This is a genomic window from Duganella sp. AC237, assembly GCF_979254035.1.
Genome location: NZ_CEEDEW010000003.1, coordinates 4,019,475 through 4,045,484, shown reverse-complemented (window position 1 = coordinate 4,045,484; position 26,010 = coordinate 4,019,475). Strand labels below are relative to the sequence as shown.

23 protein-coding genes and 1 riboswitch are annotated in these 26,010 nt (G+C 64.6%); of the genes, 11 read left to right on the top strand and 12 right to left on the bottom strand.

What is annotated here, in order from left to right; translation table 11 throughout:
* Positions 1-59: 59 nt before the first annotated feature.
* Positions 60-1,058, bottom strand: a complete 999-nt coding sequence (locus AC0IYS_RS17850; RefSeq protein ID WP_471706441.1) for an SDR family oxidoreductase — start codon at positions 1,056-1,058, stop codon at positions 60-62.
* 200 nt (positions 1,059-1,258) lie between these two features.
* Between AC0IYS_RS17850 and AC0IYS_RS17845 the strand changes: the two genes are divergently transcribed.
* Both AC0IYS_RS17845 and AC0IYS_RS17840 read left to right on the top strand, forming a co-directional pair.
* On the top strand, positions 1,259-1,489 hold the full coding sequence (locus AC0IYS_RS17845) for a hypothetical protein (protein WP_471706440.1): 231 nt from the start codon (positions 1,259-1,261) through the stop codon (positions 1,487-1,489).
* 21 nt (positions 1,490-1,510) lie between these two features.
* Positions 1,511-2,419, top strand: a complete 909-nt coding sequence (locus AC0IYS_RS17840) for an alpha/beta fold hydrolase (RefSeq protein WP_471706439.1) — start codon at positions 1,511-1,513, stop codon at positions 2,417-2,419.
* Positions 2,420-2,438: 19 nt separating this feature from the next.
* Here the strand turns inward: AC0IYS_RS17840 and AC0IYS_RS17835 are convergent, their stop codons facing one another.
* Positions 2,439-3,023, bottom strand: coding sequence for a nuclear transport factor 2 family protein (locus AC0IYS_RS17835; protein WP_471706437.1), 585 nt, complete (start codon positions 3,021-3,023; stop codon positions 2,439-2,441).
* Positions 3,024-3,139: 116 nt separating this feature from the next.
* Positions 3,140-4,042: a LysR family transcriptional regulator gene (locus AC0IYS_RS17830; protein WP_471706436.1), complete on the bottom strand. Its 903-nt coding sequence runs from the start codon at positions 4,040-4,042 to the stop codon at positions 3,140-3,142.
* Between the two features lie 153 nt (positions 4,043-4,195).
* Between AC0IYS_RS17830 and AC0IYS_RS17825 the strand changes: the two genes are divergently transcribed.
* Positions 4,196-4,969: an SDR family oxidoreductase gene (locus tag AC0IYS_RS17825; protein WP_471706435.1), complete on the top strand. Its 774-nt coding sequence runs from the start codon at positions 4,196-4,198 to the stop codon at positions 4,967-4,969.
* Here AC0IYS_RS17825 and AC0IYS_RS17820 read toward each other — a convergent pair.
* Together AC0IYS_RS17820 and AC0IYS_RS17815 are read right to left on the bottom strand one after the other, a co-directional pair.
* Positions 4,966-5,805 (bottom strand): hypothetical protein, encoded by an 840-nt coding sequence (locus tag AC0IYS_RS17820; protein WP_471706433.1) that lies wholly within the window; start codon positions 5,803-5,805, stop codon positions 4,966-4,968. The genes AC0IYS_RS17825 and AC0IYS_RS17820 overlap by 4 nt on opposite strands.
* On the bottom strand, positions 5,802-6,779 hold the full coding sequence (locus tag AC0IYS_RS17815; RefSeq protein ID WP_471706432.1) for a CE1 family esterase: 978 nt from the start codon (positions 6,777-6,779) through the stop codon (positions 5,802-5,804). Before AC0IYS_RS17815 ends, AC0IYS_RS17820 begins: the two co-directional genes overlap by 4 nt.
* Before the next feature lie 171 nt (positions 6,780-6,950).
* Here AC0IYS_RS17815 and AC0IYS_RS17810 point away from each other — a divergent pair, with 171 nt between their 5' ends.
* The 3 genes from AC0IYS_RS17810 to AC0IYS_RS17800 are packed head-to-tail and all read left to right on the top strand — an operon-like array spanning position 6,951 to position 7,967.
* Positions 6,951-7,283 carry an ArsR/SmtB family transcription factor gene (locus AC0IYS_RS17810; RefSeq protein WP_471706431.1) on the top strand — a complete coding sequence of 111 codons (333 nt, stop codon included), beginning with the start codon at positions 6,951-6,953 and terminating at the stop codon, positions 7,281-7,283.
* An 8-nt stretch (positions 7,284-7,291) separates the two neighbouring features.
* A complete protein-coding gene (locus tag AC0IYS_RS17805) occupies positions 7,292-7,528 on the top strand; it encodes a hypothetical protein (RefSeq protein WP_471706430.1) in 237 nt (78 codons plus the stop codon).
* Between the two features lie 22 nt (positions 7,529-7,550).
* Entirely contained in the window at positions 7,551-7,967 is a 417-nt protein-coding gene (locus tag AC0IYS_RS17800; RefSeq protein ID WP_471706429.1) for a hypothetical protein, read from the top strand.
* A gap of 48 nt (positions 7,968-8,015) precedes the next feature.
* Here the strand turns inward: AC0IYS_RS17800 and AC0IYS_RS17795 are convergent, their stop codons facing one another.
* On the bottom strand, positions 8,016-9,293 hold the full coding sequence (locus AC0IYS_RS17795; protein ID WP_471706428.1) for an aminotransferase class V-fold PLP-dependent enzyme: 1,278 nt from the start codon (positions 9,291-9,293) through the stop codon (positions 8,016-8,018).
* Positions 9,294-9,423: 130 nt separating this feature from the next.
* Positions 9,424-9,658: riboswitch (cobalamin riboswitch) on the top strand.
* A gap of 157 nt (positions 9,659-9,815) precedes the next feature.
* Between AC0IYS_RS17795 and AC0IYS_RS17790 the strand changes: the two genes are divergently transcribed.
* Positions 9,816-11,936, top strand: coding sequence for a TonB-dependent receptor (locus tag AC0IYS_RS17790; RefSeq protein WP_471706427.1), 2,121 nt, complete (start codon positions 9,816-9,818; stop codon positions 11,934-11,936).
* A 21-nt stretch (positions 11,937-11,957) separates the two neighbouring features.
* Here the strand turns inward: AC0IYS_RS17790 and AC0IYS_RS17785 are convergent, their stop codons facing one another.
* A complete protein-coding gene (locus tag AC0IYS_RS17785; RefSeq protein ID WP_471706426.1) occupies positions 11,958-13,226 on the bottom strand; it encodes a glycoside hydrolase family 27 protein in 1,269 nt (422 codons plus the stop codon).
* A 419-nt stretch (positions 13,227-13,645) separates the two neighbouring features.
* On the opposite strand from AC0IYS_RS17785, the gene AC0IYS_RS17780 reads away from it, so the two are divergent.
* Both AC0IYS_RS17780 and AC0IYS_RS17775 read left to right on the top strand, forming a co-directional pair.
* Positions 13,646-16,489, top strand: coding sequence for a TonB-dependent receptor (locus AC0IYS_RS17780; RefSeq protein ID WP_471706425.1), 2,844 nt, complete (start codon positions 13,646-13,648; stop codon positions 16,487-16,489).
* 32 nt (positions 16,490-16,521) lie between these two features.
* Complete coding sequence (locus AC0IYS_RS17775) at positions 16,522-18,489, top strand: NPCBM/NEW2 domain-containing protein (protein WP_471706424.1); 1,968 nt, start codon at positions 16,522-16,524, stop codon at positions 18,487-18,489.
* A gap of 28 nt (positions 18,490-18,517) precedes the next feature.
* Here the strand turns inward: AC0IYS_RS17775 and AC0IYS_RS17770 are convergent, their stop codons facing one another.
* The 4 genes from AC0IYS_RS17770 to AC0IYS_RS17755 form a co-directional block, all read right to left on the bottom strand.
* Positions 18,518-20,278, bottom strand: coding sequence for a putative bifunctional diguanylate cyclase/phosphodiesterase (locus AC0IYS_RS17770; protein WP_471706423.1), 1,761 nt, complete (start codon positions 20,276-20,278; stop codon positions 18,518-18,520).
* Complete coding sequence (locus AC0IYS_RS17765; protein ID WP_471706422.1) at positions 20,254-21,585, bottom strand: sensor domain-containing diguanylate cyclase; 1,332 nt, start codon at positions 21,583-21,585, stop codon at positions 20,254-20,256. The genes AC0IYS_RS17770 and AC0IYS_RS17765 overlap by 25 nt, the downstream gene beginning before the upstream one ends.
* Positions 21,582-21,971, bottom strand: coding sequence for a phosphonate transporter (locus AC0IYS_RS17760; protein WP_471706421.1), 390 nt, complete (start codon positions 21,969-21,971; stop codon positions 21,582-21,584). Before AC0IYS_RS17760 ends, AC0IYS_RS17765 begins: the two co-directional genes overlap by 4 nt.
* Positions 21,972-22,108: 137 nt before the next feature.
* Complete coding sequence (locus tag AC0IYS_RS17755) at positions 22,109-23,383, bottom strand: DUF819 family protein (RefSeq protein ID WP_471706420.1); 1,275 nt, start codon at positions 23,381-23,383, stop codon at positions 22,109-22,111.
* 176 nt (positions 23,384-23,559) lie between these two features.
* Between AC0IYS_RS17755 and AC0IYS_RS17750 the strand changes: the two genes are divergently transcribed.
* Both AC0IYS_RS17750 and AC0IYS_RS17745 read left to right on the top strand, forming a co-directional pair.
* Complete coding sequence (locus tag AC0IYS_RS17750) at positions 23,560-24,648, top strand: catalase family peroxidase (protein WP_471706419.1); 1,089 nt, start codon at positions 23,560-23,562, stop codon at positions 24,646-24,648.
* Entirely contained in the window at positions 24,645-25,196 is a 552-nt protein-coding gene (locus AC0IYS_RS17745; protein WP_471706418.1) for a cytochrome b, read from the top strand. Before AC0IYS_RS17750 ends, AC0IYS_RS17745 begins: the two co-directional genes overlap by 4 nt.
* Here the strand turns inward: AC0IYS_RS17745 and AC0IYS_RS17740 are convergent.
* Positions 25,170-26,006 (bottom strand): SDR family oxidoreductase, encoded by an 837-nt coding sequence (locus AC0IYS_RS17740; protein WP_471706417.1) that lies wholly within the window; start codon positions 26,004-26,006, stop codon positions 25,170-25,172. The two genes, AC0IYS_RS17745 and AC0IYS_RS17740, sit on opposite strands and share 27 nt — an antisense overlap.
* Positions 26,007-26,010: the final 4 nt, after the last annotated feature.

The window sequence follows — 26,010 nt, the reverse complement described above, 5'->3', positions numbered from 1 at the left end:
ATGTGGTTGCATCTTCCAATAATGAGTGGCCAGTAATATCGGTTGGGGTACGGTAGACTTCAGGGCCCGCCTCTGCCACCGACGGCGGCATACACCTGGCCGGTCGCATAGCTCGATTCGTTCGACGCGAGCAGCACGTAGATGCCCGCCAGTTCCGCCGGCTGGCCCGGCCGTTTCATTGGGGTATCGGCGCCGAATTCCGGCAATTTGTCCGGCGGCTGGCCGCCCGTGACCTGCAGCGGCGTCCAGAAGGGCCCGGGCGCGACCGCGTTGACGCGGATGCCTTTCGGCGCCAGCTGCTTGGCCAGTCCCTTGCTGAAAATCATGATCGCGCCCTTGGTTGCCGCATAGTCGATCAGGTTTTCGCTCGGTTCGTAGGCGTTCACCGAGGCGGTGTTGATGATCGTGGCGCCGGGCTTGAGCAGCGGCACGGCGGCCTTGGTGATCCAGAACATCGCGTACACATTCGTTTTGAAGGTCTCGTCGAACTGTGCGGTGGTCATGTCGAGGATGGAGTCGCGCGAGAATTGGCGCGCGGCATTATTGACGAGGATGTCCAAGCCGCCCAGCTCGCGCGCGGCATCGGCCACGAGTTTTTTACAAAACGCTTCATCCTTGATGTCGCCCGGGATGGCGACCGCCTTGCGGCCCTCGGCGCGTATCAGCGCCACCACTTCGCGCGCATCCGCTTCCTCCGCCGGCAGGTAGTTGATGGCCACGTCCGCGCCCTCGCGCGCGTAGGCGATCGCGGCGGCGCGGCCGATGCCGGAATCGCCACCCGTGAGCAGCGCCTTGCGGCCCTTGAGCCGCCCCGAACCCTTATAGCTGGTTTCGCCATGGTCGGGGCGTGGATTCATCTTGCTGGTCAAGCCAGGCCAGGGCTGCTGCTGTTTCAGAAACGGCGGCGCGGGATAGGCGGTGAGCGGATTTTTCGGCGGCATGTCGGCGCCGGCGTCAGCCCCGCTCTTGGCCAGCGATGGCGCCATCGCCGCTCCAAGAAGACCGGTTGCCGCCGCGCCGACGACCGCGCGCCTGCTTGAATTTGGTTTATCCATCATGGCTCCTTTCCAATGGGTGTGACGTCATCTTTCCGGCTTTTCCGGAGGCGTACTGTGCGTTGTTTCGCATAACGTCGTTCTCCGTGCAAATCGCATGGCGAACCCGCTGGCCCCATTTTTATGCCGGAAAATGTGCGGCACTTCGCATACAGCTGGCGCGCCAAAAAGTATCCTGAATTTCATTTTCAAAGGAGAGCGTCATGCCGACAGGTGCCAATCCGAAGCGCGAACGGGAATACAAAAAGATCGAACGGAAATTTAAGAAGGAGGGCCGTTACAAGGGCCGGGAGGAGGAGGTCGCTTCGCGTATCGTCAATAAACAGCGCGCCGAAGCGGGCGAGACGAAGAAACACACGCACAAGCCTGCCCGCCGGTCCGCCTCGCGGCGCAAAAGCAGCGGCGCGCGGGCCGCTTCCCGCCGCGGAAAATGAACGAAGGGCGGCGGATTGGTCATGTCACAGCTATCCCTCTTAAACCGCGTGTCCGCAGGTGTCCTGGATGTCGCGTATTACGAGGCGGGTCCTGCGGATGGCGTGCCGACCGTTCTTCTCCATGGCTTTCCCTATGATGCCCACGCCTTTGACGAGGTGACGGACAGTCTCGCCGGTGCCGGGCACCGTTGCATCGTCCCGTTCTTGCGTGGCTATGGCGCGACTCGGTTTCTGTCGCCCGATACGCCGCGCTCGGGTGAGCAGGCGGCGCTTGGCGCGGATCTGCTGGCATTGATGGATGCCCTCAATATTCAAAAAGCCATTCTCGGTGGTTACGACTGGGGTGGCAGGGCTGCCTGTATCGTGGCTGCGTTATGGCCGAAGCGGGTAATCGGTCTGGTTAGCGCCGGCAGGGGCTACAACATTCAGGACATCGCAGCCGCCGCCGAGCCGGGCATGCCCGAGCAGGAGGCACGCGACTGGTATCAATACTACTTTCACACCGAGCGGGGCCGCAGAGGCCTGGATACGAACCGGCGCGGGATCTGTCGGCTGCTCTGGAAGACATGGTCACCATCCTGGTCCTTCGATGAGGACACATTTGAGCGGACCGCAGCCTCTTTCGATAATCCCGACTTCGTCGATGTGGTGATTCATTCCTACCGGCATCGGTATGGCGTTATCGAAGGCGATCCGGCCTATGCTGGGATCGAAGCGAGATTGGCACGCCAACCCGATATTCCGGTTCCGAGCATTGTGCTGCTGGGCGCGGCCGACGGCGTCGATCCTCCGCCCCAGGAAGACGAGGATGCGGGGAAATTCAGCGGAGTCTATGCGCGCCGTGTACTGCCTGGCGTTGGGCACAACGTGCCGCAGGAAGCGCCGATCAGTTTTGCTGTCGCAATTCGGGAACTGGTCGAGCGGAGCTGATCAGCATCTCGGTTTGCGCCTATCCCTTGATCTCCGCCAGCGGCGCCACGTTCGTGGGCATTTTCATTCCCTGGTCGTGCAGGTAATTCGCGAGATCGAGGGAATGGTCGGCGATGTCCCAGCGGACGACCATCCCGTTTTCAATCCGCAGCATAAAGCTCTCGACCGAGGTGCCGCCCTTGCCGGTTGGCGCAATGCCGTTGAAGGGTCCGCCGTCATGCTTCCAGTGCAGATTGATGGTGACCAGGCCCCGGTCGCCGGCGACGAAATGGTCGATGAGGTCGATTCGCGGGCGAAACGCGAGCCCGAACGATTTCTGCCAGCGCTTCAGGTTCTGCAGGCCGACGATATTGCGCCCGGCGGGACTGTTGGCGACCACGTCGGGGTGGACCACCGCGTCCCACCGGTCGAGCTCATCTGCCGCGAGCGCTTTGTAAATTTCCAGTGCAATATTGGCCTCGGGCGCCGATGCGGGGCGCGGTATGGCCTGCGGTTGCGTTGCAGCCCGCCCGATATTGAGCAGGCCCGTCGCGGCAATCGCACCGCTGGCAAGCATGACGCGGCGTGCCAGGGATACCGCACTTTGAGATTTCAGCTGATTCATTTTTCCTCCGGTGTAGGTTAGTGGAAAACATGGTAGCCGCCGCAAGCGCCGCTGATAATCGACCTATCTCGAATAACCTTGATTCGATCCCGGAATAGATCGGATCGGCGTGCCGTTCAGGAGGAGGTCGCCGCGCCGGCCTGGAGCGCGGCGGCGAAGTAGTCGGTAACGCAGCGTACGCGCGAAGAGACCAACCGGCGATTTGGCCAGATCAGACTGATGTCCAGGGCTTGTTTCGAAAAATCATCGAGTACCGTGATGATGTCGGGATGGCGCAATTCGTCGCAAAGCGACATGCGCGTGAACAGACCGATTCCAACCCCGGCCAGCACCCCGGCCCGTATCGTTTCGATGCTGTTCGACCGGAGGTTGCCGGAGACGGGAACGCTATATTGCCCTTGCGGTCCGACAAACGGCCAGGTCTCGGCATTGCCCGTGCCTTCGTAGACAAGGCAATTATGGTGGGCCAGATCCGCAGGGGTGGCAGGGATGCCGTGCTGGTCGAAGTAGCGGCGGGCTCCGACGCAAACCAGGCTGGAGGTCGCCACGCGCCGCACCACCGCATCGAGTTCATTGACAGCGCCGACGCGGATGGCAAGGTCGATGCGGTCGTCGACCATGTCGCGTACGGAGTCCGACAGGACAAGATCGACTTTCAGCTTCGGATAACGGGACAGCAGATCCGGTAGGAGGGGCAGGATATGAAGGCGGCCGAAAGTTGCCGCCGCCGCGATTCTGATTTGGCCTGCGACATTCAAGGTCCGGTTGGTGAGTTCGCGGTCGGCCGAATCAATCTCCTCGAGCAGTGGCTTGGTCCGCTGGTAATAACTCTGTCCATCGTCGGTCAACGTCACGCTGCGTGTGCTGCGGTTAAATAACTTCACCCCCAGTCGTTTTTCCAGCGAGCCGACGAGCTTGCTGATCGAGGACTGCGTGTCGCCCGTCCGGCGTGCGGCGGCGGAGAAGCCCCCGGTTTCGACGACCGCGACAAACGCAGCCATTTCATGAAAACGGTCCATGGTTCCTTGCCGTGAAAGTTGAATAGCGGGACGGAACGGGGATATTCATTCCATTCCAGAATCTATCTCATTCAAAATATCGCAATTATCATCCGGTGACAATGGAATTATGCTGGCACTCGTTATCAATCATTAAGCAATGTGAGAAAAACCATGAGCACATCGGAAAATGGAAGCGAACCCTTCGCGAACTCGCCACTAAGCCTTGCCGGGAAAAAGGTCGTGGTCGTCGGCGGAAAAACCGGCATTGGTTTGGGCGCCGCGCGCGCGGCGTACGCGGCGGGTGCGTCCGTGACGGTCGCCAGCCGGCGGACCGCGTCGGACGAAGAACGTCCGCACCTTGCTGATTTCAACCAGGTGGTGCTGGATATCAGCGACGAACCGGCGGTGCGCGACGCATTCGACGCCATCGGACCGTTCGATCATCTGGTTGTCACGTCGGGGCCGGCCTTCGGAACCTGGGAAACGTTCATGGCGGACGATATGCGCGGCGTGCGCAGCTACATGGACACCAAGTTTATGGGCAGCTGGGCGTGCGCGCGTTACGCTGCGCCCCATCTGAAGGCGGGCGGCTCGATTACTTTCCTCACCGGCGGCTTGGCGGCGCGGGCAAAAAAAGGCCTGGCGGCGGTGGTTGCCGCGTTTGCGGCGGTGGAATCGCTGTCCGGTTCACTGGCGCTCGAGCTGGCGCCGATCCGCGTCAACACGATACGTCCCGGCTACGTCGACACGGACCTGTGGAGTGGCTTATCCGCTAGCGAGCGCATTGATCTGAAAGAAAGGGTGCGGAACACTCTTCCGGCGCGCCGCGTGGGTACGGCGGAGGATATCGGGCACGCCGCGCTGTTTCTCATGTCTAATCCTTATGTCACAGGTACCGTCATCGAGGTATCAGGCGGGGAAAACCTGGTGCCCAGCGTGTTCTAACGGCCCTGGCCGGGAGGCAGCTCCAGGCGTAGCCGGCCGTTCAGCTGTAGCGCCCTGATATCGGCGCCGAACGTTTCCTCGATCAGGCGTGCCTTGAGCCCGGTGATTTCTGCTTGCCTCAAGGCCCGCTCCAGAATCGGGCGATAGCGCGCGGCCGTTGCGTCGAGATAGAAAATGAAGTCGGCTTGGTACGCCAACAGCAAATGCTGCTCCACAACTAATTCCGGATGCGCGCGCGCCTCTTCCAACACCTCGGTGACGCCGCGCGGAAGATAGTCGACGCGGCGGTTTCCCGCAGCGACCATCGCGTAAATCGTACTCCATGGCGCGGTGTGCTCGTAGAGCGGCAAATCCGACGCCTTGAACACTTTGGCATCGTGCCAGCCGGCGCCTAGCCCGGCTATGAGTCCGGTGCGCTTCAGATCGCCTACGGATCGGACCCGCGCGAACGCTTCGGCATCCGTTCGACGGATGAGCAGCACACGCTGGCCGATCAGCCCGTTGGTCAGCGCGTTACGCACCGGGACGAGCTCCTTGCTGCCATCCTTGTCCTTCGACTGGATGCCGTAAAAAAGATTGATATCACCCTGGCCCAGCATCCACCACATGCGGCGGGCGGGGATGTCCCTGATGTACTGAATATTGTAGGGTTGCTTGATCAGCTTCAATGACTCCTCGAGCAGGCGGACGAAATAGTCCGCGCGGCCATCGGACACCACGGCGACCCGTAATTCGAGCGGTGCGAGGCCTGAAACCGGCGCCGACGCCGACGTCGATGAGGCCGATAAACACAGGGTGCATGCGGCAAGGAAAATGGAGCGTAGCGCGCGTATCATTGTCGGGACGCCGCCGACGCGTCGGGACTGTCGCCTGTCAGTAATTTGCCATCCGCCGCGCGGGCGTAGCGGGTGAAGAACTTCCACATGGCTTCCTCATCGGCAAGCCATGTATGGCCCCCTCCCTCGGTGATATACGCGGTGACCATGGCGCCGTCCTGGCAGCCATCGTAGAGCTCCTGGTAAACCTTTGCCGAGATCCGTTGTGTGACAGGGCGGCGTTCGCAGCGATTGAGTCCGGCCCATCGCATTTCAGCGGCATGCATGGAGTACTGCCAATATTTGGCGCCACCGCCGGCAATCGGGTTGGTCGTATCGCGGTCGCCGGCAAACGTCAGAACGGGAATTGCGGATTCCGGCCGGCAGCTGTCCGGGTCGGGCTGTCGCGGGTCCGACGCAAGCGGCGCGCCCGCGCGCAGGCCCACCACCGGAGCAATGGCGGCGAAGCGTGTCGACGCGACGCATCCCAGCCAGCTTGCCATGCGGCCGCCACCGGAAAAGCCTGTCGCGTAGACGCGGCTGCGGTCGACCAGTCCTTGTTCGGCAAGCAAATCGAGGATCGACAGCAGATATTTCACGTCGTCCCGGTCGCCAGCGCCGGGCGCCGCGCCGCCAGCGGTCACCACGCCGGGTATATTCCACGCAAACCCCTGGGCGAGCCGTATCGCGCCGGTCGGCGCCGCGATGATAAAGCCGTACTTGTCGGCCAAGGTTTTGAGGTTGGAGCGGCGCAGTATGGATGCTCCTTCGCCCGAGCTCCCGTGCAGCAAAAACACTAGCGGGGCCGGCGCTCCCGCTTTGACCGTCTCGGGACGATACACGACGAACGGCGCTGCGCCGGGGACGTCGATTTGATGCTCGGCCTGTTGAGCCTCCCTTGCTTGCGCTGCCGACAAGCCGCCTGTCAGGCAGAGCGCAACAATTCCTGCGGATATCAATGCATTGATTGTGGGCAGGCGGTGGGCAACGGTCATTCGGTCTCTCCAGGCTCGGTCGTGAAAACTCGCAGATTACTCGATTGTAGTCGGAAGTGCGCTCCGGATGGGCATCGTCGTCTATCCAGGCGACTCGGGGGAGGGCGGTCCATTTCGGGATTTTTGAAATTAAAGTTTGACTCGCTGTCACGTGTAAGATATTGTTGACACATGAAACCGAAAACGCCATCCCCGACCGGAGACCAGCTGCTGGAAATGCTGTCGGCGCTATCGAATCCGCACCGGTTGCGCATCGTGGCGGCACTCACGTCCGGCGGCCGCAATTACGTCAGCCAGCTGGCGCGCGAACTCGGTATCAGCCGCCCGTTGCTGCATCTGCATCTGAAAAAACTGGAAGACGCCGGCCTGGTCACCAGCAAACTGGAATTGTCCGCCGACGGCAAGGCGCTGAATTATTTTGAAGTGCCCGATTTCAGCGTCCAGCTCACGCCGTCCGCGATCGCCGAGGCGGCGCAGTCCCTGTCCACCCATCTCGAAACCTAGAGGCTTTTATGTCCGAACCTATCTATTTGCTGACGATATTCCTGCTGCCGGTGACGGTGCTGCTGATTTTCGGCATGCGCTTCATTGCGCAGATCAAGCAAGCCAAGTTGCGCCAGCAAAGCGACAACGATTATCGCCAGCTGGCCGAACGCAGCGTGGCCGCGCAGGCTGAAACGGCCGCCGCGCTGGCGGATTTGAAGTCCCGCGTCATCGCCATCGAAAAAATTCTGAAAGAAGTCGAGTAATCCAATCTCAAGGAGCATCGCCATGCAAGCAGTATCGCTGACCCGTCTGTATATGTTGAGAATCGTGTACCTGATCATCGCCGTCGGACTGGGCTTGGTGATCTGGCCCGGCGTGATCCATCACGCGCAGCCATGGGGCGTGGCGCAAGGCTTCGTCAACTGCATGCTGGCGGCGTTCGGCTTGCTGTGCGCGCTGGGCATCCGTTATCCGCTGCAAATGCTTCCTGTGTTGTTGTGGGAACTGACCTGGAAAACCATCTGGCTGCTGGTGGTCGCGCTGCCGGCGTGGCGCGCCGGCCCGCTGGACCAGTCAATGCTGGAAAACCTGTTCGCGGTCGGACTGGTCGTCATCATCCCGATCGCCATGCCGTGGGGCTACGTGGCCGCGAGGTACTGGAAGCAACCGGGCGACCGCTGGAGCCGTTCGGTGTCGCACTGAGCGCGAGCGCGGGCGGACGGCGCGCGGCGAGCCGCCGGCCGCGAGCGCTTACGCCTTGGCGGCAAGCGCGCGGATGGCGGCCACCAGCCGGTCCAGGTCCGACGTGCGGGTGAAGAAGGCCGGCGTCACGCGGATGCAGGCGCCGCCCACCGGGCCGCTGCGCGCGACGGTGAAAATGCCATGCTCGTCCATCAGCCGTTTGGCCAGCGCCACGTTGTCCTCGAAACTGGTCTTGCCGCGCAGGCGGAAGGAGGTGACCGCGCCGTACATGCCGGGCTCCTCGGGAGTGAGGATCTGCACGCCCGGCGCGTCCAGCACGCGCCGCACCCAGTAGTCGCGCAGTTCGCGCAGCCGGGCGCTGCGCTCGGCCAGCGGAATCTGGCCGTGGTATTTCAGCGCGGCGGGAATGGTCATGACGCTGGCGGCGTTGACGGTGCCGGAATGGACGCGCGCGCGGATGTCGGTGGCCGGGTAGCTGCTGTTGCCCAGCTGGATATCGATGTCTTGCAGGCGCGATTCGCGGATGTACAGGAAACCCAGCCCCAGCGGCGCCCCTATCCATTTGTGCAGGTTGGCGCCGACGAAATCGGCGCCGAGGTCCGGGATGCGGAAATCGAGCTGGCCCCAGGACTGCGCGATGTCGACGATGACGTCGACGTTGCGGCGCTTGGCCAGTGCGACGATCTCGGCCACCGGTATCACCAGTCCGGTGCGGTGGCTGATGTGCGTCAGCAGCAGCAGGCGGGTGCGCGGATGCTGCCGCAACGCCTGTTCGTAAGTGTCGATTACCGCCTGGCGCGTAGCCGGTTCGGGAATGCGCACCGTCGCGACATTGGCGCCGCGACGGCGCGCCAGGTCGTTCATCGCGTCGATCATGGTGTCGTAGTCGAGGTTGCCGACCATGACGGTGTCGCCGGCCTTCAGCGGCCGGTAGTTGGCGATCAGGTTTTGCAGCGACTCGCTGGCGCCCCGGGTGATGGCGATTTCACCGGTGGCGACGCCGGCATGCGCGGCCAGGCTGGCGCGGATGGCTTCGATTCCGTCGCGGTCGAACTGGCTGCGCAGATAGCGCGAGTTCTGACGGTTCAGGGTGTCGATGTTGCGCTTGAAGTCCTCGGCCACCGGCGTCGGCATGATGCCGTAGTAGGCGTTCTCGAGATTGATGAAATCGGGCGCCACATCGTAATGCGCGGCCAGGCTCTCCCATTTCCCGGAGGCTTCGGTTGCAGCGGCGCCGCGCGGTGCGGCGGCGAGGCCGACACCGCCAAGGGCCAGGCCGGCGACATCGCGCAACCAGTGACGTCGGTTTCGGGGGAGGGTGATCATCATGCTCCTTGATTTCGATTGTTGGTTACTTTAGATTATTGCACTGTTGTCCTGTAGTTGCAAGATGGTTGCATTTGGATTTCTCGGCAGGTTGAACGATGTCGAGAGTTGCCTGGTTGTCATGGCCGGGGTATGATGGCGCCGTTTTGGTGCTCGCGGCCATGTCTTGGCCGCAGTTAAACGGGAAACACGCGTCGGGAGGCCGGCGGCAAACGTGTGCTGTCCCCGCAACGGTAAAACAGGCGCCGGCATGTCATTGCGACAGCGCCGGCCGGTCAGCTCAACAGTCCACTGTGCGTTCGGCATGGGAAGGCGGGGTGATTGGTCCTGTTAGCCCGGATACCGGCCAGGACAGATGGAAGCAAGCGACCGGGACCTGTCGTATTTGTGGTCGACGGAACCCGGCTCACGCCTCAACAGTCTCCGTCCTCCGCCCCTGTTCGCGACTGCTTCTTTTTTTCTCGGTGCACGAGGAATGCGCCGTATAAAAAAGACCGCCAGCCGGTCGCAATCGAAAGTCCCATGAACCACCACGCCATCCCCCGCAGCCTGCCACGCCTGCGCCTGCTTCCAGCGATGCTGCTGACGGCCTTGCCCGCCTTCGCCAACAACAACGGCAACGGCAACGACAACACCCCCGCCGCCGACAGCCCGCCCGTGCAACAGGTGCAGGTCTCGGCCAGCCTGATTCCCCTCGGCGTGGCCGATTCCGCCAACCAGGGCACGGTGACCGCCAAGCAGCTGGAAAACCGCCCGCTGCTGCGCACCGGCGAGCTGCTCGAAGCGGTGCCCGGCCTGATCGTGACCCAGCACGCCGGCGACGGCAAGGCCAACCAGTATTTCGCGCGCGGCTTCAATCTCGATCACGGCACCGACTTCCGTACCACGGTGATGGGCATGCCGGTGAACCTGCCGACCAACGCGCACGGCCAGGGCTATTCGGACCTCAATTTCCTGATCCCGGAACTGGTGGCCACCATCCAGTACAAGAAGGGCACCTACTACGCGGAGGAGGGCGATTTTTCGGCCGCCGGCGCGGCCGCCTTCGACTACGTGCGGCAGATGCAGCAGGGATTGCTCAGCGTGGAGGCGGGCCAGAACCGCTTTGCGCGCATGCTGGTGGCCAATTCGACGCCGCTTGCGGCCGGCACGCTGCTGTACGCGATCGAGCGCGCGGGCCAGGATGGCCCGTGGGACACGCCCGAAGACTACAAGCGCGTGAACGGCGTGCTGTCATATAGTCTGCGCAGCGGCGACGACGACCTGAGGCTGACCGCGATGGGCATGCACTCGTCATGGAATTCGACCGACCAGGTGCCGCAACGCGCGCTCGACAGCGGCTTGATCGGCCGCTACGGCGCGCTCGATCCCAGCGACGGTGGCGAAACGTCGCGTTACAGCGCATCCGCCGAGTGGACGCGCCAATACGCCGACGGCTATGGCAAAGTCGGCGCCTACGTGGTCAAATCGCGCCTGGACCTGTTCAGCAATTTCACCTATGTGCTTGACGATCCGGAACATGGCGATCAGTTTCACCAGGCCGAGAGCCGCCAGATCCTTGGCCTGAACGCGGAACGCGCCTGGCAGCACAAGCTCGGCCCCTTCGCTGCCGAGACTTCGGTGGGCGTGCAACTGCGCCAGGACCGCTTGTCGCCGGTCGGCTTGTATCTGAGCGAAGCGCGCCGGCGCCTGTCGACGGTGCGCGAGGACGAGGTCAGGGAGCGCGCCGCCGCCGTCTACCTGTCGAGCAGCGTCGTCTGGACGCCCTGGCTGCGCACCGTGGCCGGCGTGCGGTCGGACCGCTATGCGTTCGATGTGGACAGCGATACCGGCGCCAACTCGGGCAAGGTCGACGCCTCCATCACCAGTCCCAAATTCACCGCCGTTTTCACGCCCGGCAAGAACGCCGAGGTGTACCTGAACTGGGGACGCGGCTTCCATAGCAACGACGCGCGCGGCGTCACCGGGACCGTCGATCCCAAGACCGGCCTGGCGGTCGATGCCGATGGCGCCGCGATCGAGCGCGCCACGCCGCTGGTCAAGGCCACCGGCAAGGAGGCGGGACTGCGCCTGGTCGGCCTGGTTCCCGGCCTGCAGACGACCATCGCCGCCTGGCGGCTCGACCTCGATTCCGAACTGATCTTCATCGGCGACGCCGGCACCACCGAGGCCGGGCGCCCGAGCCGGCGCCACGGCGTGGAATTGGCCAATTTCTATTCGCCAGCAAAGGACTGGATTGTCGACGCCAACCTGGCCTGGTCGCGCGCTCGCTTCCGCGACAGCGATCCGGCCGGCGATTTCATTCCGGGTTCGATCAGCCGCACCGCCTCGGCCGGCGTGTCGGGGGAATCGGGGCCATGGTCGGGTGGGGTGCGGCTGCGCTACTTCGGACCGCGCGCGCTGAGCGAGGACAACACGGTGCGGTCGCCGTCGTCGACCTTGGTCAACATGAAGCTCGGCTACAAGCTGGCGCCGAACCTCAAGGTCACCATCGAGGTGCTGAACCTGCTGGATCGACGCGTCAGCGACATCGATTACTATTACGCGTCGCAACTGCCGGGCGAGGCGGCGCCGGTGGCCGACATCCACACCCATCCCGGCGAGATGCGCACGTTACGGGCCGGGCTGGCCTGGCGCTTCTAAAGCGGCGCCGCAGCGCGTTTCCTATGGTTTCGCAGGGCCGCCCAGGCGCAACATCAGCACGCTGTGCGGCGCCAGCCTCGCTCGCAGCGTGCCGCTGGTGTCGCCCGTCTTTTTGCTCCACAGGTCGGACCAGCGGTAGACGTTCTGCTTGAAATCGACCGACCGCTTGCTCAGGTCATCGGTCAGCACTTGCTTCTTCCAGTCATGGTGAACGTCGGCCGCCTGGTTGGAACGGTTCAGGAACATCAGTGCCCATTCGCCACCGTCGAGCGGCTTGGCATAGACCTCCAGCGGACCGTCGGCCAATACGCGCAGCGCTTGAATACCCAGCTTGTCCTGGCTCACCGCGATCACGCCGGGGTTGGTCAGGATGCGGCGGGTCGACTCCGACATGGAACGCAGGTCGTTGCCCAGGATCAGGGGCGAGGCCATCATGGCCCAGATCGACAGATGGGCGCGGTCTTCATCTTCGCTCATGCCGTTGCCCACTTCGAGCATGTCCATGTCGTTCCAGCGGCCGGGTCCGGCGAACTTGCGCAGGTTGTCGTCGGCATGCTTGTCGAGGATGCGCAGCACGCCCAGGCCGGTCGAAAAGCCGGGACTGAACTGGCAGTCGAAGCAATTATAGATATCGGGCGTGGTGCGCCACGAATGGCCGACCTGGCCGGCCCATTCCCACGGCTTGCTCATGCCCCATTCGCAGATGCTGAACACCATCGGACGGCCGGCCTTGGCGATCGCGTCGCGCATCGTCGTGTATGCCGCTTCGGCGTTCAGGCCCGGGGTGTCGCACCAGTCGTACTTGACGTAATCGATGCCCCAGCGCGCATAGCTCCGCGCATCCTGGTACTCGTGGCCGCGGCTGCCGGGACGGCCGCCGCAGGTGGTCGCGCCGGCGTCCGAGTAGATGCCCAGTTTGAGTCCCTTGCCATGCACATAGTCCGCCAGCGCTTTCATGCCGGACGGGAAGCGCTTCGGATCGGGCTGGATGTTGCCGTCGGCGTCGCGCTGGCCCTGCCAGCAATCGTCGATGTTCACGTACTGGTAGCCGGCGTCCTTCATGCCCGTTTTGACCATGGCGTCGGCGGTCTCGCGGATCAGGCGCTCGTCGATTTCGCAGGCAAATTTGTTCCAGCTGTTCCAGCCCATTTGCGGAGTGGCGGCCAGGCCTTCAGACTTTTGCGCCCAACAATTGCCTGCCGCGCCAACGAACAGGGTCAACGCCGCGGCGGCCCGGATCAGGGTCATGCCCGGCGACAGCGGTTTGTGTGCTACGTGCTTTGTTTTCATTTCTAAATCCTTCCGAAACCGGTCTCTCAACGATGAACTGCATTCTGCCGGCCTTGTGCATGCGCCGCAATTCTCAAAATCATCAATGTGGGGAGTCATTTTTCGTGCGCGGGTGACGCTAAATGGCACAAATGCGACATTGACATGAAAAAAACGCAAGATGCTTTGAGTCGAACGAGGTTTTGGGATAAAGTGAGCCACTTCAAAGCTTTCTTTTCCTTGCTTTTGACTTTCGGAATATGTTTAAAGCGAGCTTTGGGGTAAGATCATGCGGTGCGAAATAAAACGAAAGTGTCAATCAAGTCAGCGCACTCCAGCAGTTGCAGGGTTCCATCCCCTGAGGTGTAGGCGCGTTCGGACAGTCTTTTGGTTTGCCCCGCATCGCCTTCGCTGCTCCGACAACTTAAAGGAACCGTTTAATGAGTCACCTGCACCGCCGCGCGCACGCCGCCACTCATCCTCGCCTGGCACTGAATCCGCTCACTTCCGCTTGCTTGCTCGCACTGGCGGCGGTCGCCGCGCCGGCGCGCGCCCAGCAGGATGCCGTCACGCCCGATGCCGAGGAGGTTGCCAAGGTCGTCGTGACCGGCGCCCGCGCCAGCCTGCAGCAGTCGCTGGCGCTTAAGCGCAATTCCGCCGTCGTGCAGGACAGCATCAGCGCGACCGAACTTGGCCGCTTCCCCGACAACAACGTGGCCGATTCGCTGAGCCATATCACCGGCGTTTCGATCTCCCGCACGGCCGGCGGTGAAGGCCAAAAGGTCAGCATTCGCGGTCTGGGTCCCGACTACACCATCACCACCTTCAACGGCCGCCTGCTGGGCACCGACAGCGCCGGACGCTACTTCGCCTTCGACGTCCTGCCGGCCGACGTCATCAGCGGCGCGGATGTCGTCAAGTCGACCCAGGCGCAGTTGATCGAAGGCGCCATCGGCGGCCTCGTGAACCTGCGCTCCGCCAGCCCGTTCGACCAGAAAGGCCAGCGCGGCCTGCTGCGCGCGGAAGCCGACCGCAACCAGATGAGCAGCCTGAACGGCAAGAAGCTGTCCGGCACCTACAGCAACACTTTCGGCGACCAGCTCGGCGTGCTGCTGGGCGTCGTCTACGCCAAGCGCGACGTGCGCACCGATACGGCCGGCAACGACGGCGGGTGGTCGCGCAATCCGATCCCCAGCGACCCGAGCCAGTTCTGGGAGTCGGGCAATACCTGGGGCGGCGCCATCGATCCCAACGGCAACGGCATCCTCGACCGCGACGAAGAAGGCCTGATCGGACCCGGCCAGTTCCGTTTCGGCTCCATCATGGAGAAGAAGGAACGCTTGGCGTTCTCGGGCAAGGTGGAGTGGCGGCCCAGCAGCGACGTCAAAGTGGTTGTCGACGGTTTCAAGACCCGGCTCGACTCGCCCCAGGTCGGCTATCAGCTGTCGTTCTACCCGCTGTTCGCGCCGGGGCGCTGGTCGGACATGAAGGTCAGCAACGGCGTCGTGTCCGACCTCACCTTGTCCGGCGCCGACCCGGAAATGCGGCTCAATCCGGAGATCCTCAACAAAACCGAGTACCGCGTGGTCGATACGGCGATGGTTGGCGCCAAGGCGGACTGGAAGATTTCGCCGACGCTCAAAGTCACGGGCGACATCTACGAGTCCACGTCCAAGCGCCATTCCGGCGGCAAGGACAGCTACGTCGTGCTGCGCATGAACCAGCCCAACGTCACGCGCATCCGGCTCACCGGCGCCGCCGTGCCCGATGTGACGACCACCTTCGCCGACGGCCGCGACCTGCAGAGCGGCCTGGCGCAGGGCCTGTTCAAGGCCAGCGATTTCAACACCCACTTTTACAGCCGGGCGGGCGACAACATCGACGACCGCATCCGTGGCGCAACGGCGAGCGCCGAATGGAAGCTGGATCGCTTTAACATCAACCAGCTGAATTTCGGCCTGAGCCAGACCAACCGCAAGAAGTCGCGCGACATGGTCAACAACGCCTTCAATGGCGGCCAGGATCATTACTCGGGACAGAACGCGATCGATGTGGGTACCCTGGGCGGCAACGTCATCAACCAGACCCTGACCCCCAAGGGATTCCTGTCTGGGGTGGGTGGCAACTTTCCGCGCAGCTTCCTGGGCTTTGACATCGCCAACTATGCGCAGGCATTGCAGGCCTACGACGGCAAGCCGCGTCCGGGCGGCGGCGTCTACAGCTCGACGCTGTCGGCACCGGCCTGGAACCCGCTGGAAAGCTACCGCGTCGGCGAGAAGACCACCGCGGCCTACGTGCAAGCGGATCTTGCCGGCGACAGCTGGAACGCCGACCTCGGCGTACGCCTGGTGCACACCAAAACCACTGCGCAGGCCTGGGACGCGAAGATCACCGACATCATTGAAAATGGCGCCTTCAACTACACGGCCGTCTACGCCACGCCGTCGGCTGTCGAGCAGGATTCCAGCTACACTTTCGCGCTGCCGGCGGCCAACTTCACCTACATGCTCACCGACGCCCTCCAGTTGCGGCTCGGCGCCGCCAAGACGATGGCGCGCCCGTCGGTGGACAAGCTCGCTCCTTCCAGTACCACCGCCAGCATTTCCTGGGGCGACTTCACGCAGATCTACGGCGGCAATGCCGATCTCAAGCCGTACACCGCGCGCCAGGCCGACGTCTCGCTGGAGTGGTATTTCGCCAAGGACTCCGCGTTCACGGTCGCCGTCTACCAGAAGAACATCAAGAACCAGATCACCAGCCTCTGGCTGTCGGGCCAGGACATCGGCGCGCCCGGCGGCCGATTGTTCAACGTGCAGCGTCCCGTCAACGGCGACAAGGCCACCGCGCGCGGCGTCGAGATCGGCCTGCAATACCTGTTCGACAACGGTTTCGGCGTGCGCGCGCAGTACACGCGCAACCGCTCGCGCAGCTGGGTGAACGGTACCGAACGCCCGCTCGAGGGCATCGCGCCGGCGACCGCGTCGTTGGGCTTGCTGTACGAACGGGGCCCGTGGAGCATGAGCGCCACGGCCGACTACACCGATGCCTTCGTCACCGCCACCAATGTGATCGGCGCCGGCTTCAACGAGACGGCCAACGCCGTGACGTGGCTGACCGCCCAATTGGCCTACGAGGTGAACAAGTCGCTGCGCATCAGCATCGAAGGCAACAACCTGACCGATGCGGTGCAGAAGCCCACGCTGGGCAACGGCACCATCAGCCTTCCCAACGGCTATTACCGCTACGGCCGATCCATCACCTTGGGTGCGAGCCTGAAGTTTTGACTATCTCAATGAAAACAAGTAAAGGGTTACGCATGCCAGATCGCCGGTCCAATAATGGAAAATTACACCGGCCCGCTGTCGTTCGCGGGCTGCTGGCGGCGCTGGCCATGCTGGTCATGCCGGGCGTCGCCGTATCGAGTGACGATCCACTGGCGCCGGCGGCGCGGTGGGAAGGACGCGCGGGGGGAGGGGCGGCCACGCCGCCGATGGGCTGGAACAGCTGGAATGCGTTTCGTACCGAAGTCGACGAGGACAAGGTCATCGGCGCCGCCCGGGTGCTGGTCGACAGCGGGTTGGCGGCGCTCGGCTACCGGTATGTCAACGTCGACGATGGTTGGTGGCTCAACCGACGCCAGGGCGATGGACGTTTGCAGATCCGTACGAATATCTTCCCGTCGGCAGCCACCGGAGGCAAGGATGGGACCAGTTTCAAGCCGTTTACGGACAAGCTGCACGCCATGGGCCTGAAAGCCGGCATTTATACCGACATCGGCCGCAATGCCTGTTCTCAGGCCTATGACCTGCATTCGCCCAATCTGCCGCAAGGTACGACCGCCGAGCGCGAAATTGGACTCGATGGGCATGTCGAGCAGGACATGAAACTGTATTTCAAGGAATGGGGCTTCGATTACATCAAGATCGACGCTTGCGGCCTCGCCGACTTCGTGCCCGGCTCGCCGTTGGTGGCACAGCAGCAATACCGCGCTGTCGCCCCGCTGATCGACCGCGCCGCGATCAACCGCACCGATAGCGACGCGGTGCGGACCCGGTACGAGGCGGTTGCCGCCGCCCTCAAGGCCGCCAATGCGGACGACGACTACATCCTGTCGATCTGCGCCTGGGGCATGGCGAATGTCCGTTCGTGGGGCAAGGATGTCGGCAACCTGTGGCGCACCAGCAGCGACATCACGCCCAGCTGGACCAGCATGCTGCATAACTTCGACAGCGCGGCGAAGCGCGCGCTCTACGCCGGCCCCGGCCACTGGAACGATCCGGACATCCTGCATATAGGGCACGAGGCGTTCGATGCGGACCATTTGGTGGAGGCGCGCTCGCACTTCACCTTGTGGGCGATGATCAACGCGCCGCTGCTGATCAGTTACGACCTGCGCACTGGGCCGGCTTCGCTGCTGGGCGTGCTGGGCAACGCGGATCTGGTTCGCCTCAACCAGGACAAGGCGGGACACCAGGCGGTGGTGGCCTACGACTCCGACGATGCGCAGATCATCGTCAAGACGCTGGGCGAGGGCGACCGCAAGGCCGTGGCGCTGTTCAACCGGAGCGCGACGCCGGCCCCGGTGGTCTTGCTCGCGAGTCATCTGAAGTTGGCGGACGATGCACCGGTCGTCCTGCGGGACCTTTGGACCAAGGAGCGGTCGACCTTCAGCGGCGAACAGGCGTTCACGTTGGCCCCGCACGAAACGCGCGTGTTCGAAGCAACCGGCAAGCGGCGCCTGTCGAACGGCGTCTACCTGTCCGAGATTCCCGGCGCGATCAACGTCGCCGTCGATGGCACCCGGCAGCCGGAGCTCGACCCGACCATCCATCGCATGATCGACCCCTGGACCGGCACGCGCTCCGGTGGAACGCGACCCCAGTACGCGGGCTGGGGCGGCGCGCAGGCGGACACCACGCCTTTCGGCCAGACGCTGCAGATTGCCGGACAGCCGTTCGAATCCGGCCTCGGCGTGCTGTCCAATTCACGGCTTCAAGTCCGCAACGACGCCGGCCATGCGCTGCTGATGGCGTCGGTGGGCGTGGATGATTCCTCCGGCAAGGCGAGTCCGGGCGTACGGTTTTTTGTCTATGGCGATGGCAAGCTGCTTGCCGAAAGCCCGGTGACGGTCTGGGGCGGCAAGGCGGCCCCGATCAGGGCCGATATCACGGGCGTCAAGATCATCGAGTTGGTGGCGCGGGACACGAAGCGGGAACCGGTGCAGCCGACGGTGGCGACCTGGGGTGAGGTGCGTCTGGTCAACGACGCCGCTGCGGCGCGTTGATGCTGCGCCGTCCGGCCGCTGCGGTCCCTTAACCGGCCGGCTGCTCGGCCAGCCATTGAACCAGCGCGGCGCTCTCGAGCGGCCGGCTGTACAGGTAGCCCTGGCCCTTGTCGCAGCCCTGGCCATGGGCCACGCCGGCCTGTTCGACGGTTTCGATCCCTTCGGCCACCGTGTTCATGCCCAGGCTGCGCGCCACCAGCACGGTCGCTTCGATCAACACCTTGTGGTGGGCGCTGCCGGCCGCCAGGGTGATAAACGAGCGGTCGATCTTGACGGTGTCGACGGGCAGCAGGTGCAGGCTCGACAGCGACGAATAACCGGTGCCGAAATCGTCGAGCGCCAGCTTCACGCCCAGCCGCTTCAGGCCGAGCAGTTGCTGCTGGATGTCGGCGCCTTGCGCCGCCAGGCTCTCGGTGATCTCAAGCTGCAACTGCTGCGCCGGCATGCCGCTGGCGGCGAGGATGGCGGCGACCTTGTCGCACAGGTCGGACTCGGCCAGCTGCGCGCGCGACAGGTTGACCGCCAGCAGACGGGGCGCACCGGCGCCCAGCTGGCCTTGCCATGCGACGAAATCGCGGCAGGCCGTGGCCAGCACCTGCTCGCCGATCGCATGGATCATGCCGGTCGATTCGGCAACGCCGATGAACTCGATCGGCGCGACCAGGCCGCGCACCGGGTGGCGCCAGCGCACCAGCGCCTCGACGCCGGCGGCGGGATCGATCCGGCCGTCGTCCATCAGGCCGACCACGGGCTGGTACACATTGAACAGTTCGCCGCGCTCGACCGCCGTGCGCAAATCCGCCTCCAGGCTGCTGCGCAACAATGCTTGATCGCGCATGTCCTGCTCGAACCTCACCATGCGGTGGCCGCCTTGCGACTTGGCCACCGTCATCGCGATCGCCGCGTCGCGCAGCAGGTCGTCGGCATCGCGCGAGCCCCCCTCCAGCATCACCATGCCCAGGCTGCAGGTCAGGGCCAGTTCGCGGTCGCCGACGCGATAGGGCTGGCCGAGGCGTTCGAGCAGGCGGGCGGCGATGCGCCCGACCACCGCCGGTTCCGGCAAGCCGTCGAGCAGCACGGTGAATTCGTCGCCGCCCAGGTGGGTGGCGGTTTCGGTGGCGATGCCGTCGTCGCTGACGCGGCCGCCGGCGCGCAGCGTCGTGCGCAGCCGCTCGGCGACCAGCGCGATCACCTGGTTGCCCACCGCGTTGCCCAGCGTATCGTTGACTTGCCTGAAGCGGTCCAGGTTGAGCAACAGCAGCGCGCCGTGGTCGCCGCTGGCGGCCCGCCCGCGCGCCGCCATCTTGCGCAGCAAGGCCAGCGTCCCGGCCCGGTTGGGCAATTGCGTGAGCGTGTCCACCTGCGCCGCGCGCGCCAGCATGCTGCGTTCGCGCACCACCTCCTGGGTGGCGTCCAGCAGCACCGCCATCAGGCGGTTGTTGTCGAGTTTGAGCAGGCCGAGCGAGAGCACGGCTGGGGCCTCGGCGTGGTTGCCGGCGTCGTCGACGCCGATGCGCAGGCCCTCGTAAATGACGCCCTGCGGCGCGGCGAAGTCCGCGCACCGCTGCGGCAAATCGGGCGCGTGGCGGCGCAGCACGTGGAAGAAGTTGTCCATCTCGCCGTCCGGCGCGAGCGGCATCAGCAGGCGCGCCGCCATCGGATTGAGCATTTCGATGGCGCCGTCCTGCTGCAGCTGGATCAGCGCCACCGGGGCCCGATACAGGAACTGGATCAGCGCCTCGTAGGCGAGGTCGGTGTCGCCGCTCATGCCGGCGCTGGCGCTTGCCACGCGGCCACCCGGTTGCGTCCGCCCCGCTTGGCCGCGTACAAGGCCTCGTCGGCGCGCTTCATCAGGTCGTCGAAGCCGGCCAGCGTGTCGTCCATGACGGCCACGCCCAGACTGATCGAGTACGCGATCGGCTGCTGCGCGTAGGTGACCGGCGCCGAGGCCACCTCGGCGCGCAGGCGCTCGGCGATGGCCAGCGCGTCGTCCAGCGCGACGGATGGCAGGATGATGGCGAATTCCTCGCCGCCGATGCGCGCCAGCACGTCCACCTGGCGGCACACGCGGCGCATGGTTTGCGCCAGATGGGCCAGCACCGCATCGCCGGCCGGGTGGCCGTGGCCATCGTTGACGGCCTTGAAATGGTCGGCGTCGATCACGATCAGCGCCACCGGGCGCACCGCCTTCTTGCGGCGCGTCAGCTCCAGCTCGGCCGCCTCGAAGAACGCGCGCCGGTTCGACAGCCCGGTCAGGTGGTCGCTGTAGGTGGCCTTGCGCAGGTTGTCGCTGGCGTCGCGGCAGTCGGAAATGTCGCGGATGATCATGCAGTAGGCCGGCTCGTCGTCGGCTGCCGGGCCGCCGGCGCGAACCTCCTCGTCGCCGCGCAGCGGCAGCGGCGAAATCATGGCGCTGCCCCAGAACTCGCTGCCGTCGGCGCGCCGCCGCAGGCCCTCGTCCAGGGTCCAGCCGTTTTCGTCGGCCTCGCGCAGGCGGTCCAGTTGCTGCGCCTCGGTGGTGGCGCCGTCGGGATAGAAACGCGCGTAGTTCTGGCCTTTGATGGCGGCCGAGTCATAGCCGGTGACGCGCTCGATGCTTTCGTTCCAGGACTCGACCCGTCCCTGGCGATCCAGGCTGACCAGCGCATAGTCGGCGATGTTGGTGATGATGGCATTGAGCCAGGCGTCGGTCTTGCGCAATTGGCGCTCGCGGCGGTCCTGCACGGTGACGTCGGTGAGCACCGCCATCAAGCGATCGGCGTTCAGTTTCAAAACGCTGAGCGACATGACCTGCGGGCCGGCGCCGTTGTCGTCCGCATGCAAGTACAGGCGAACGGCGTCGCACACCTGTCCCTGCGGGGCGGCGAAACTGGCGCATTGCGAGCGCAGGTCGGGCGCCACCGGCGCCAGCGCCTCGAACAGGTTGGTCAGCCCGCCATCGCGGCTGAGCGGCATGAGCAGCTGCGCCGACAAGGGATTGAGCATCTGGATGGCGCCGTCGGCGGCCAGCTGCACCAGGCCCACCGGCGCCAGGTACAGGAACTGCAACAGCGCCTCGTATTCCTGCACGTCCGGATGTTCGGCGAGCGCGCTCACGGCCGCTGCACCAGCACGTATGCCAGCGCCGCGCCGGGCTGGTACAGCAGCCGCAGCTTGACCTTGGTCGGGCGCATGCGCAAGGTCAGCACGTAGTTGATGGTGTCGTCGAGCGGCGCGCCCTCGGCGCGCGCGTCGGTGAAGCGCTGGGCCACCATGAAGTTGTTCATGCACGGTGCGACGGCCACGAACAGGTCTTCCCCCACGACCCGCTGCGCCCGCAGCCCGGCGGCTTGCGATTCGAAAGCGTTGTAGCGTTGGACGCGGTCGTCATGGTCGAAACCGATGACGCCGAATCCCAGGGCGTCCAGCCCTTCGGCGTCGCTGTGTTCCAGCAAGGCGGCCAGATCGGGCTGGTCGAACGGTGTTTCTGCATGCAATGTCATTTTTGGCTATTCCTTCGGTGGCGGACAGGAAGAAGCATAACATTGGCTCACAGCAATTCGCCAGCGCCCATGCGCGGCGTGCGGGCTTTAATGGGACATTTGTGGGCGGAAGGCATCAACGCGCAACGAGTGTGCCCTCATGCTCCCGTGAGCAAGCGCAGCAGTTGTCCTGCGATCCAGCCGCCGTACGTGCCCAGCGCATAGCCGAGCACCGCCAGCAGCACGCCCACCGGCGCCAGCGCCGGGTGGAAGGCGCTGGCCACCACCGGCGCGCTGGCCGCGCCGCCCACGTTGGCCTGGCTGCCCACGGCCATGTAGAACACAGGCGCCTTGATCAGCCAGGCCATGCCCAGCATCAGCGCGCCGTGGAAACTGATCCAAATCAGGCCCAGCACGAACAGCTCGGGGTCCGAGAAGATAGCGGCCAGGTTCATCTGCATGCCGATGGTTGCGACCAGCACATAGATCGCCACCGAGCCGACCTTGGACGCGCCCGCGCCTTCGAGCTTTTTGGCGCGGGTGAACGAGAGCAGCAGGCCGAAGGTGGTGGCCAGCACCGTCACCCAGAAAAAGTTGGCCGTCAGGCTGAAGCGCTCAAGGTGCGGCGCGTGGGTCTTGATGAAGGGCACGATGTAGCCCGCCATCCAGTGCGCCAGGCCGGTGGCGCCCAGGCCGTACGCCAGGATCAGCACCATGTCGTAGGAACCGGCGATGCGCGCGCTTTCCAGCTGCACTTTCTCGACCTTGATTCGCAGCGCGTCGAGCGCGCTGGTGTCGGCGCCGCGCCAGGCGTCGATGCGGGCGCCGCGGCTGGCCAGGAACAGCAGGAAGGCCATCCAGATGTTGGCGCAGATGACATCGACGGCGACGAATTTGCCGAACACGTCCGCGCCCACGCCGTACACTTCCTTCATGGCCGCCTGATTGGCGCCGCCGCCGATCCAGGCGCCGGCGGTGGTGGTCATGCCGCGCCAGATGGCGTTCGGGCCTTCCGGGTTCAGCAGCGACGGGTCGAATGCGCCCATGATCGCCAGCGCCACCGGCGCGCCCACGATGACGCCGGTGGTGCCGGTCAGGAACAGGATGATGGCTTTGGGCCCGAGCCGCGCGATCGCGCTGAGATCGCAGGCGAGGGTCAGCAGCACCAGCGCCATCGGCAGCAGGTAGTCGCGCGCCATCGGATACAGGCGCGAGGTTTCGCCGTCGATCACGCCGAAGGTGTTGAGCAGGCCGGGGATGAAATAGCACAGCAGCAGCGCCGGCACCACCGCGTAGAACTTGCGCCAGAACGGGTGCGTCGAGCGTTCGCTGGCCATCACCAGCGCAAGAATCGTGACCAGGATGCCGAGCACCACGGGATCGGAGGCGATGAGCGGGGCGGAGGCGGGGACGGTTGCGCTGGAGACGGCCATGAATTTCCTGTAGTGGGACGGATGAGTCGGCGATATTACCACCCCCGAAGCTGATACATAACAGAAACAATTGGTAATCAGACAGTAATCGCAAGGCGGCTAAAATCGGTTCACTGATGTAGCAACCAACGTAGCAATCAACGTAGCAACCAACGTAGCAACCAACGAAAGCCAACATGCCCACCCCCACGCCCACACCGCAGCGCAGCGCCATGCTTCTGCTGCTACCGATCGCTTTGATCCTGGCCGTCCCCGCCGCGCTGTTCGCGTGGGTGGGCGGCTGGTTCGGCAATCACGACCTGACGCCGCAAAAAATGATGGACTTCGCCGAGACGTCGGGCAAGCAGGCGGCCGGTTTCCGGCGCGCGCACAGCAAGGGCGTGTGCTTTGCCGGCACGTTCGCACCGGCGCCGGAAGCGGCCAAACTGTCGACTGCGCGCGCGTTCTCGCAGCCGTCGATCGCCGTCATCGGCCGCTTTTCCGCCTCCTCCAACAATCCGTACGCGCCGGACGGCGCGTCCCCGGTGCGCGGCATGGCCGTGCAGCTGAAAACGGACGACGGCCAGGAGTGGCGCATCGCGATGAACAGTTTTCCGTTCTTCGCCGCCGCCACGCCGCAGGCATTCCAGGCCATGAACGAGGCCGGCGCGCCGGACCCCGCCACCGGCAAGCCCAACCCGGACAAGATGAAGGCCGTGCTAGCGGCCAACCCGGAGATCGCCGCGTTCCAGGCGTGGGCCAAATCGGCGCCCCGGTCGGACAGCCTGGGCAGCACCCGCTTCAACGGCGTCAACGCGTTCCGCTTGACGGACGGGCAGGGCACCGACCGCATGGTGCGCTGGTCAATGCGTCCGCGCGCGCCGTTCGTGGCGCTGACGCCCGAGCAGCTGAAGGCGGCCGATCCCAATTTCCTGATCGACGACCTGAACCGGCGCCTCGCCACCGGCCCTTTGCTCTGGGACCTGGTGGTGCAAATCGCCGCCCCCGGCGATCCGATCACCGATCCATCCAAGGCCTGGCCCGACACGCGGCCGGAGGCCACCATCGGCACGTTGACGCTGGTCCATGCCGAGCCGCAAGCGACCGGACCTTGTCGCGACCTCAATTTCGATCCTTTGATACTGCCGACCGGCATCGCCGCCAGCGACGATCCGGTGCTGCATGCGCGCTCGGCGGCGTACTCGGTGTCGTTCAACCGTCGCGAGCGTGAAATCAGCCAGGGCAAGACCGCCCAACCTATCGGCCAGAACGGGAGCGCACGATGAACCGCCCACGCCACTTCAACCTCCTTGCCCGGGTGCTGCACTGGTCCATGGCCCTCGCCATCCTCGCCATGCTGTTCGTCGGCGCCGGCATGGTCGTCTCGCTGCGCTACCGCGACCAGCTGCTAGACCTGCACCGTCCGCTTGGCATCGCTATTTTGCTGCTGGCCCTCGTGCGCCTGGTCAACCGTCTGGCGCGGCCGACGCCGGCGCTGCCGGCGGACTTGCCGGCCATCCAGAAATTCGCCGCGCACGCGTCGCACTGGCTGTTGTATGGGCTGATGCTGGCGATGCCGCTGATCGGCTGGGCCATGTTGTCGGCTGGCGGCTATCCGATACCGATGTTCGGCGGCGTCCACCTGCCGGCCATCCTGCCGCACAGCCCGGAGTTGTATGGTGTCTTGCGACCGCTGCACGGCGCGCTGGCGTACCTGCTGTTCCTGACCATCCTGGCCCACCTCGGCGCGGCGCTGTATCACGCCTGGGTGCGGCGCGACGCGGTGTTCGGCCAGATGGCCAAGGGATCAGGCGGCATCGACATCGGTCGATAAGGTCACCGCCTTGTTCGCCTCAAGCTGCGCCAGTCGCGCTTCGAGCGCGGCGCGCACGCCCCGGTAGCTGCTGGCACCCAGCGTCAGGCGTAGCGGAGCAGGGGAGTGCGACGCCGAATCGATCATGGCGCGTGCCATTTTTCGCGGGTCGCCGTCGATGGCGAAGGCGCCGCTGTCGAATGCGCGCCGTAGAGCACCCACGGGCGTGTCGTCGTAGATATCCATGGGCAGCGCGCGCTCGATGCCGGCCGCGAAGGCGGTGCGGGCCGGGCCGGGTTCGGCGAGCGTGAATTCGATGCCGAACGGTGCGACCTCCTGGCTCACCGCATCGACAAAGCCTTCGATGCCCCATTTGGTCGCGTGGTAGAGGCTAAATGCCGGATAGCTCAGTTGCCCGCCTTCCGACGAGACCTGGATGATCCGTCCGCCTCCCTGCGCCCGCAAAGCGGGGATGGCGGCCCGGATGACCCCGATCGAGCCGGTCAGGTTGGTCTGGATCTGGCGTGCGATCTGGTCGTCGGTGAGTTCCTCGGCCGCGCCGACCAACCCGTAGCCGGCATTGCTGACGACGACGTCGATCCGTTCCCAGGCCGCAAACGCCTGCGCCATCACCTCGCGGATCGCCACCATGTCGGTGACGTCCAGCACCGCCACCCGCAACCGGGCGCCGTACTGCTCCTCAAGATCGGCCAGCGCGTCGCGGCGCCGCACGGTGGCAAATACATGCGCGCCGCCGTGCAGCAATTGCTCGGTCATTTCGCGTCCCAGCCCGCTGGATGTACCGGTGATAAACCAATGACGTTGTTTCATCTTA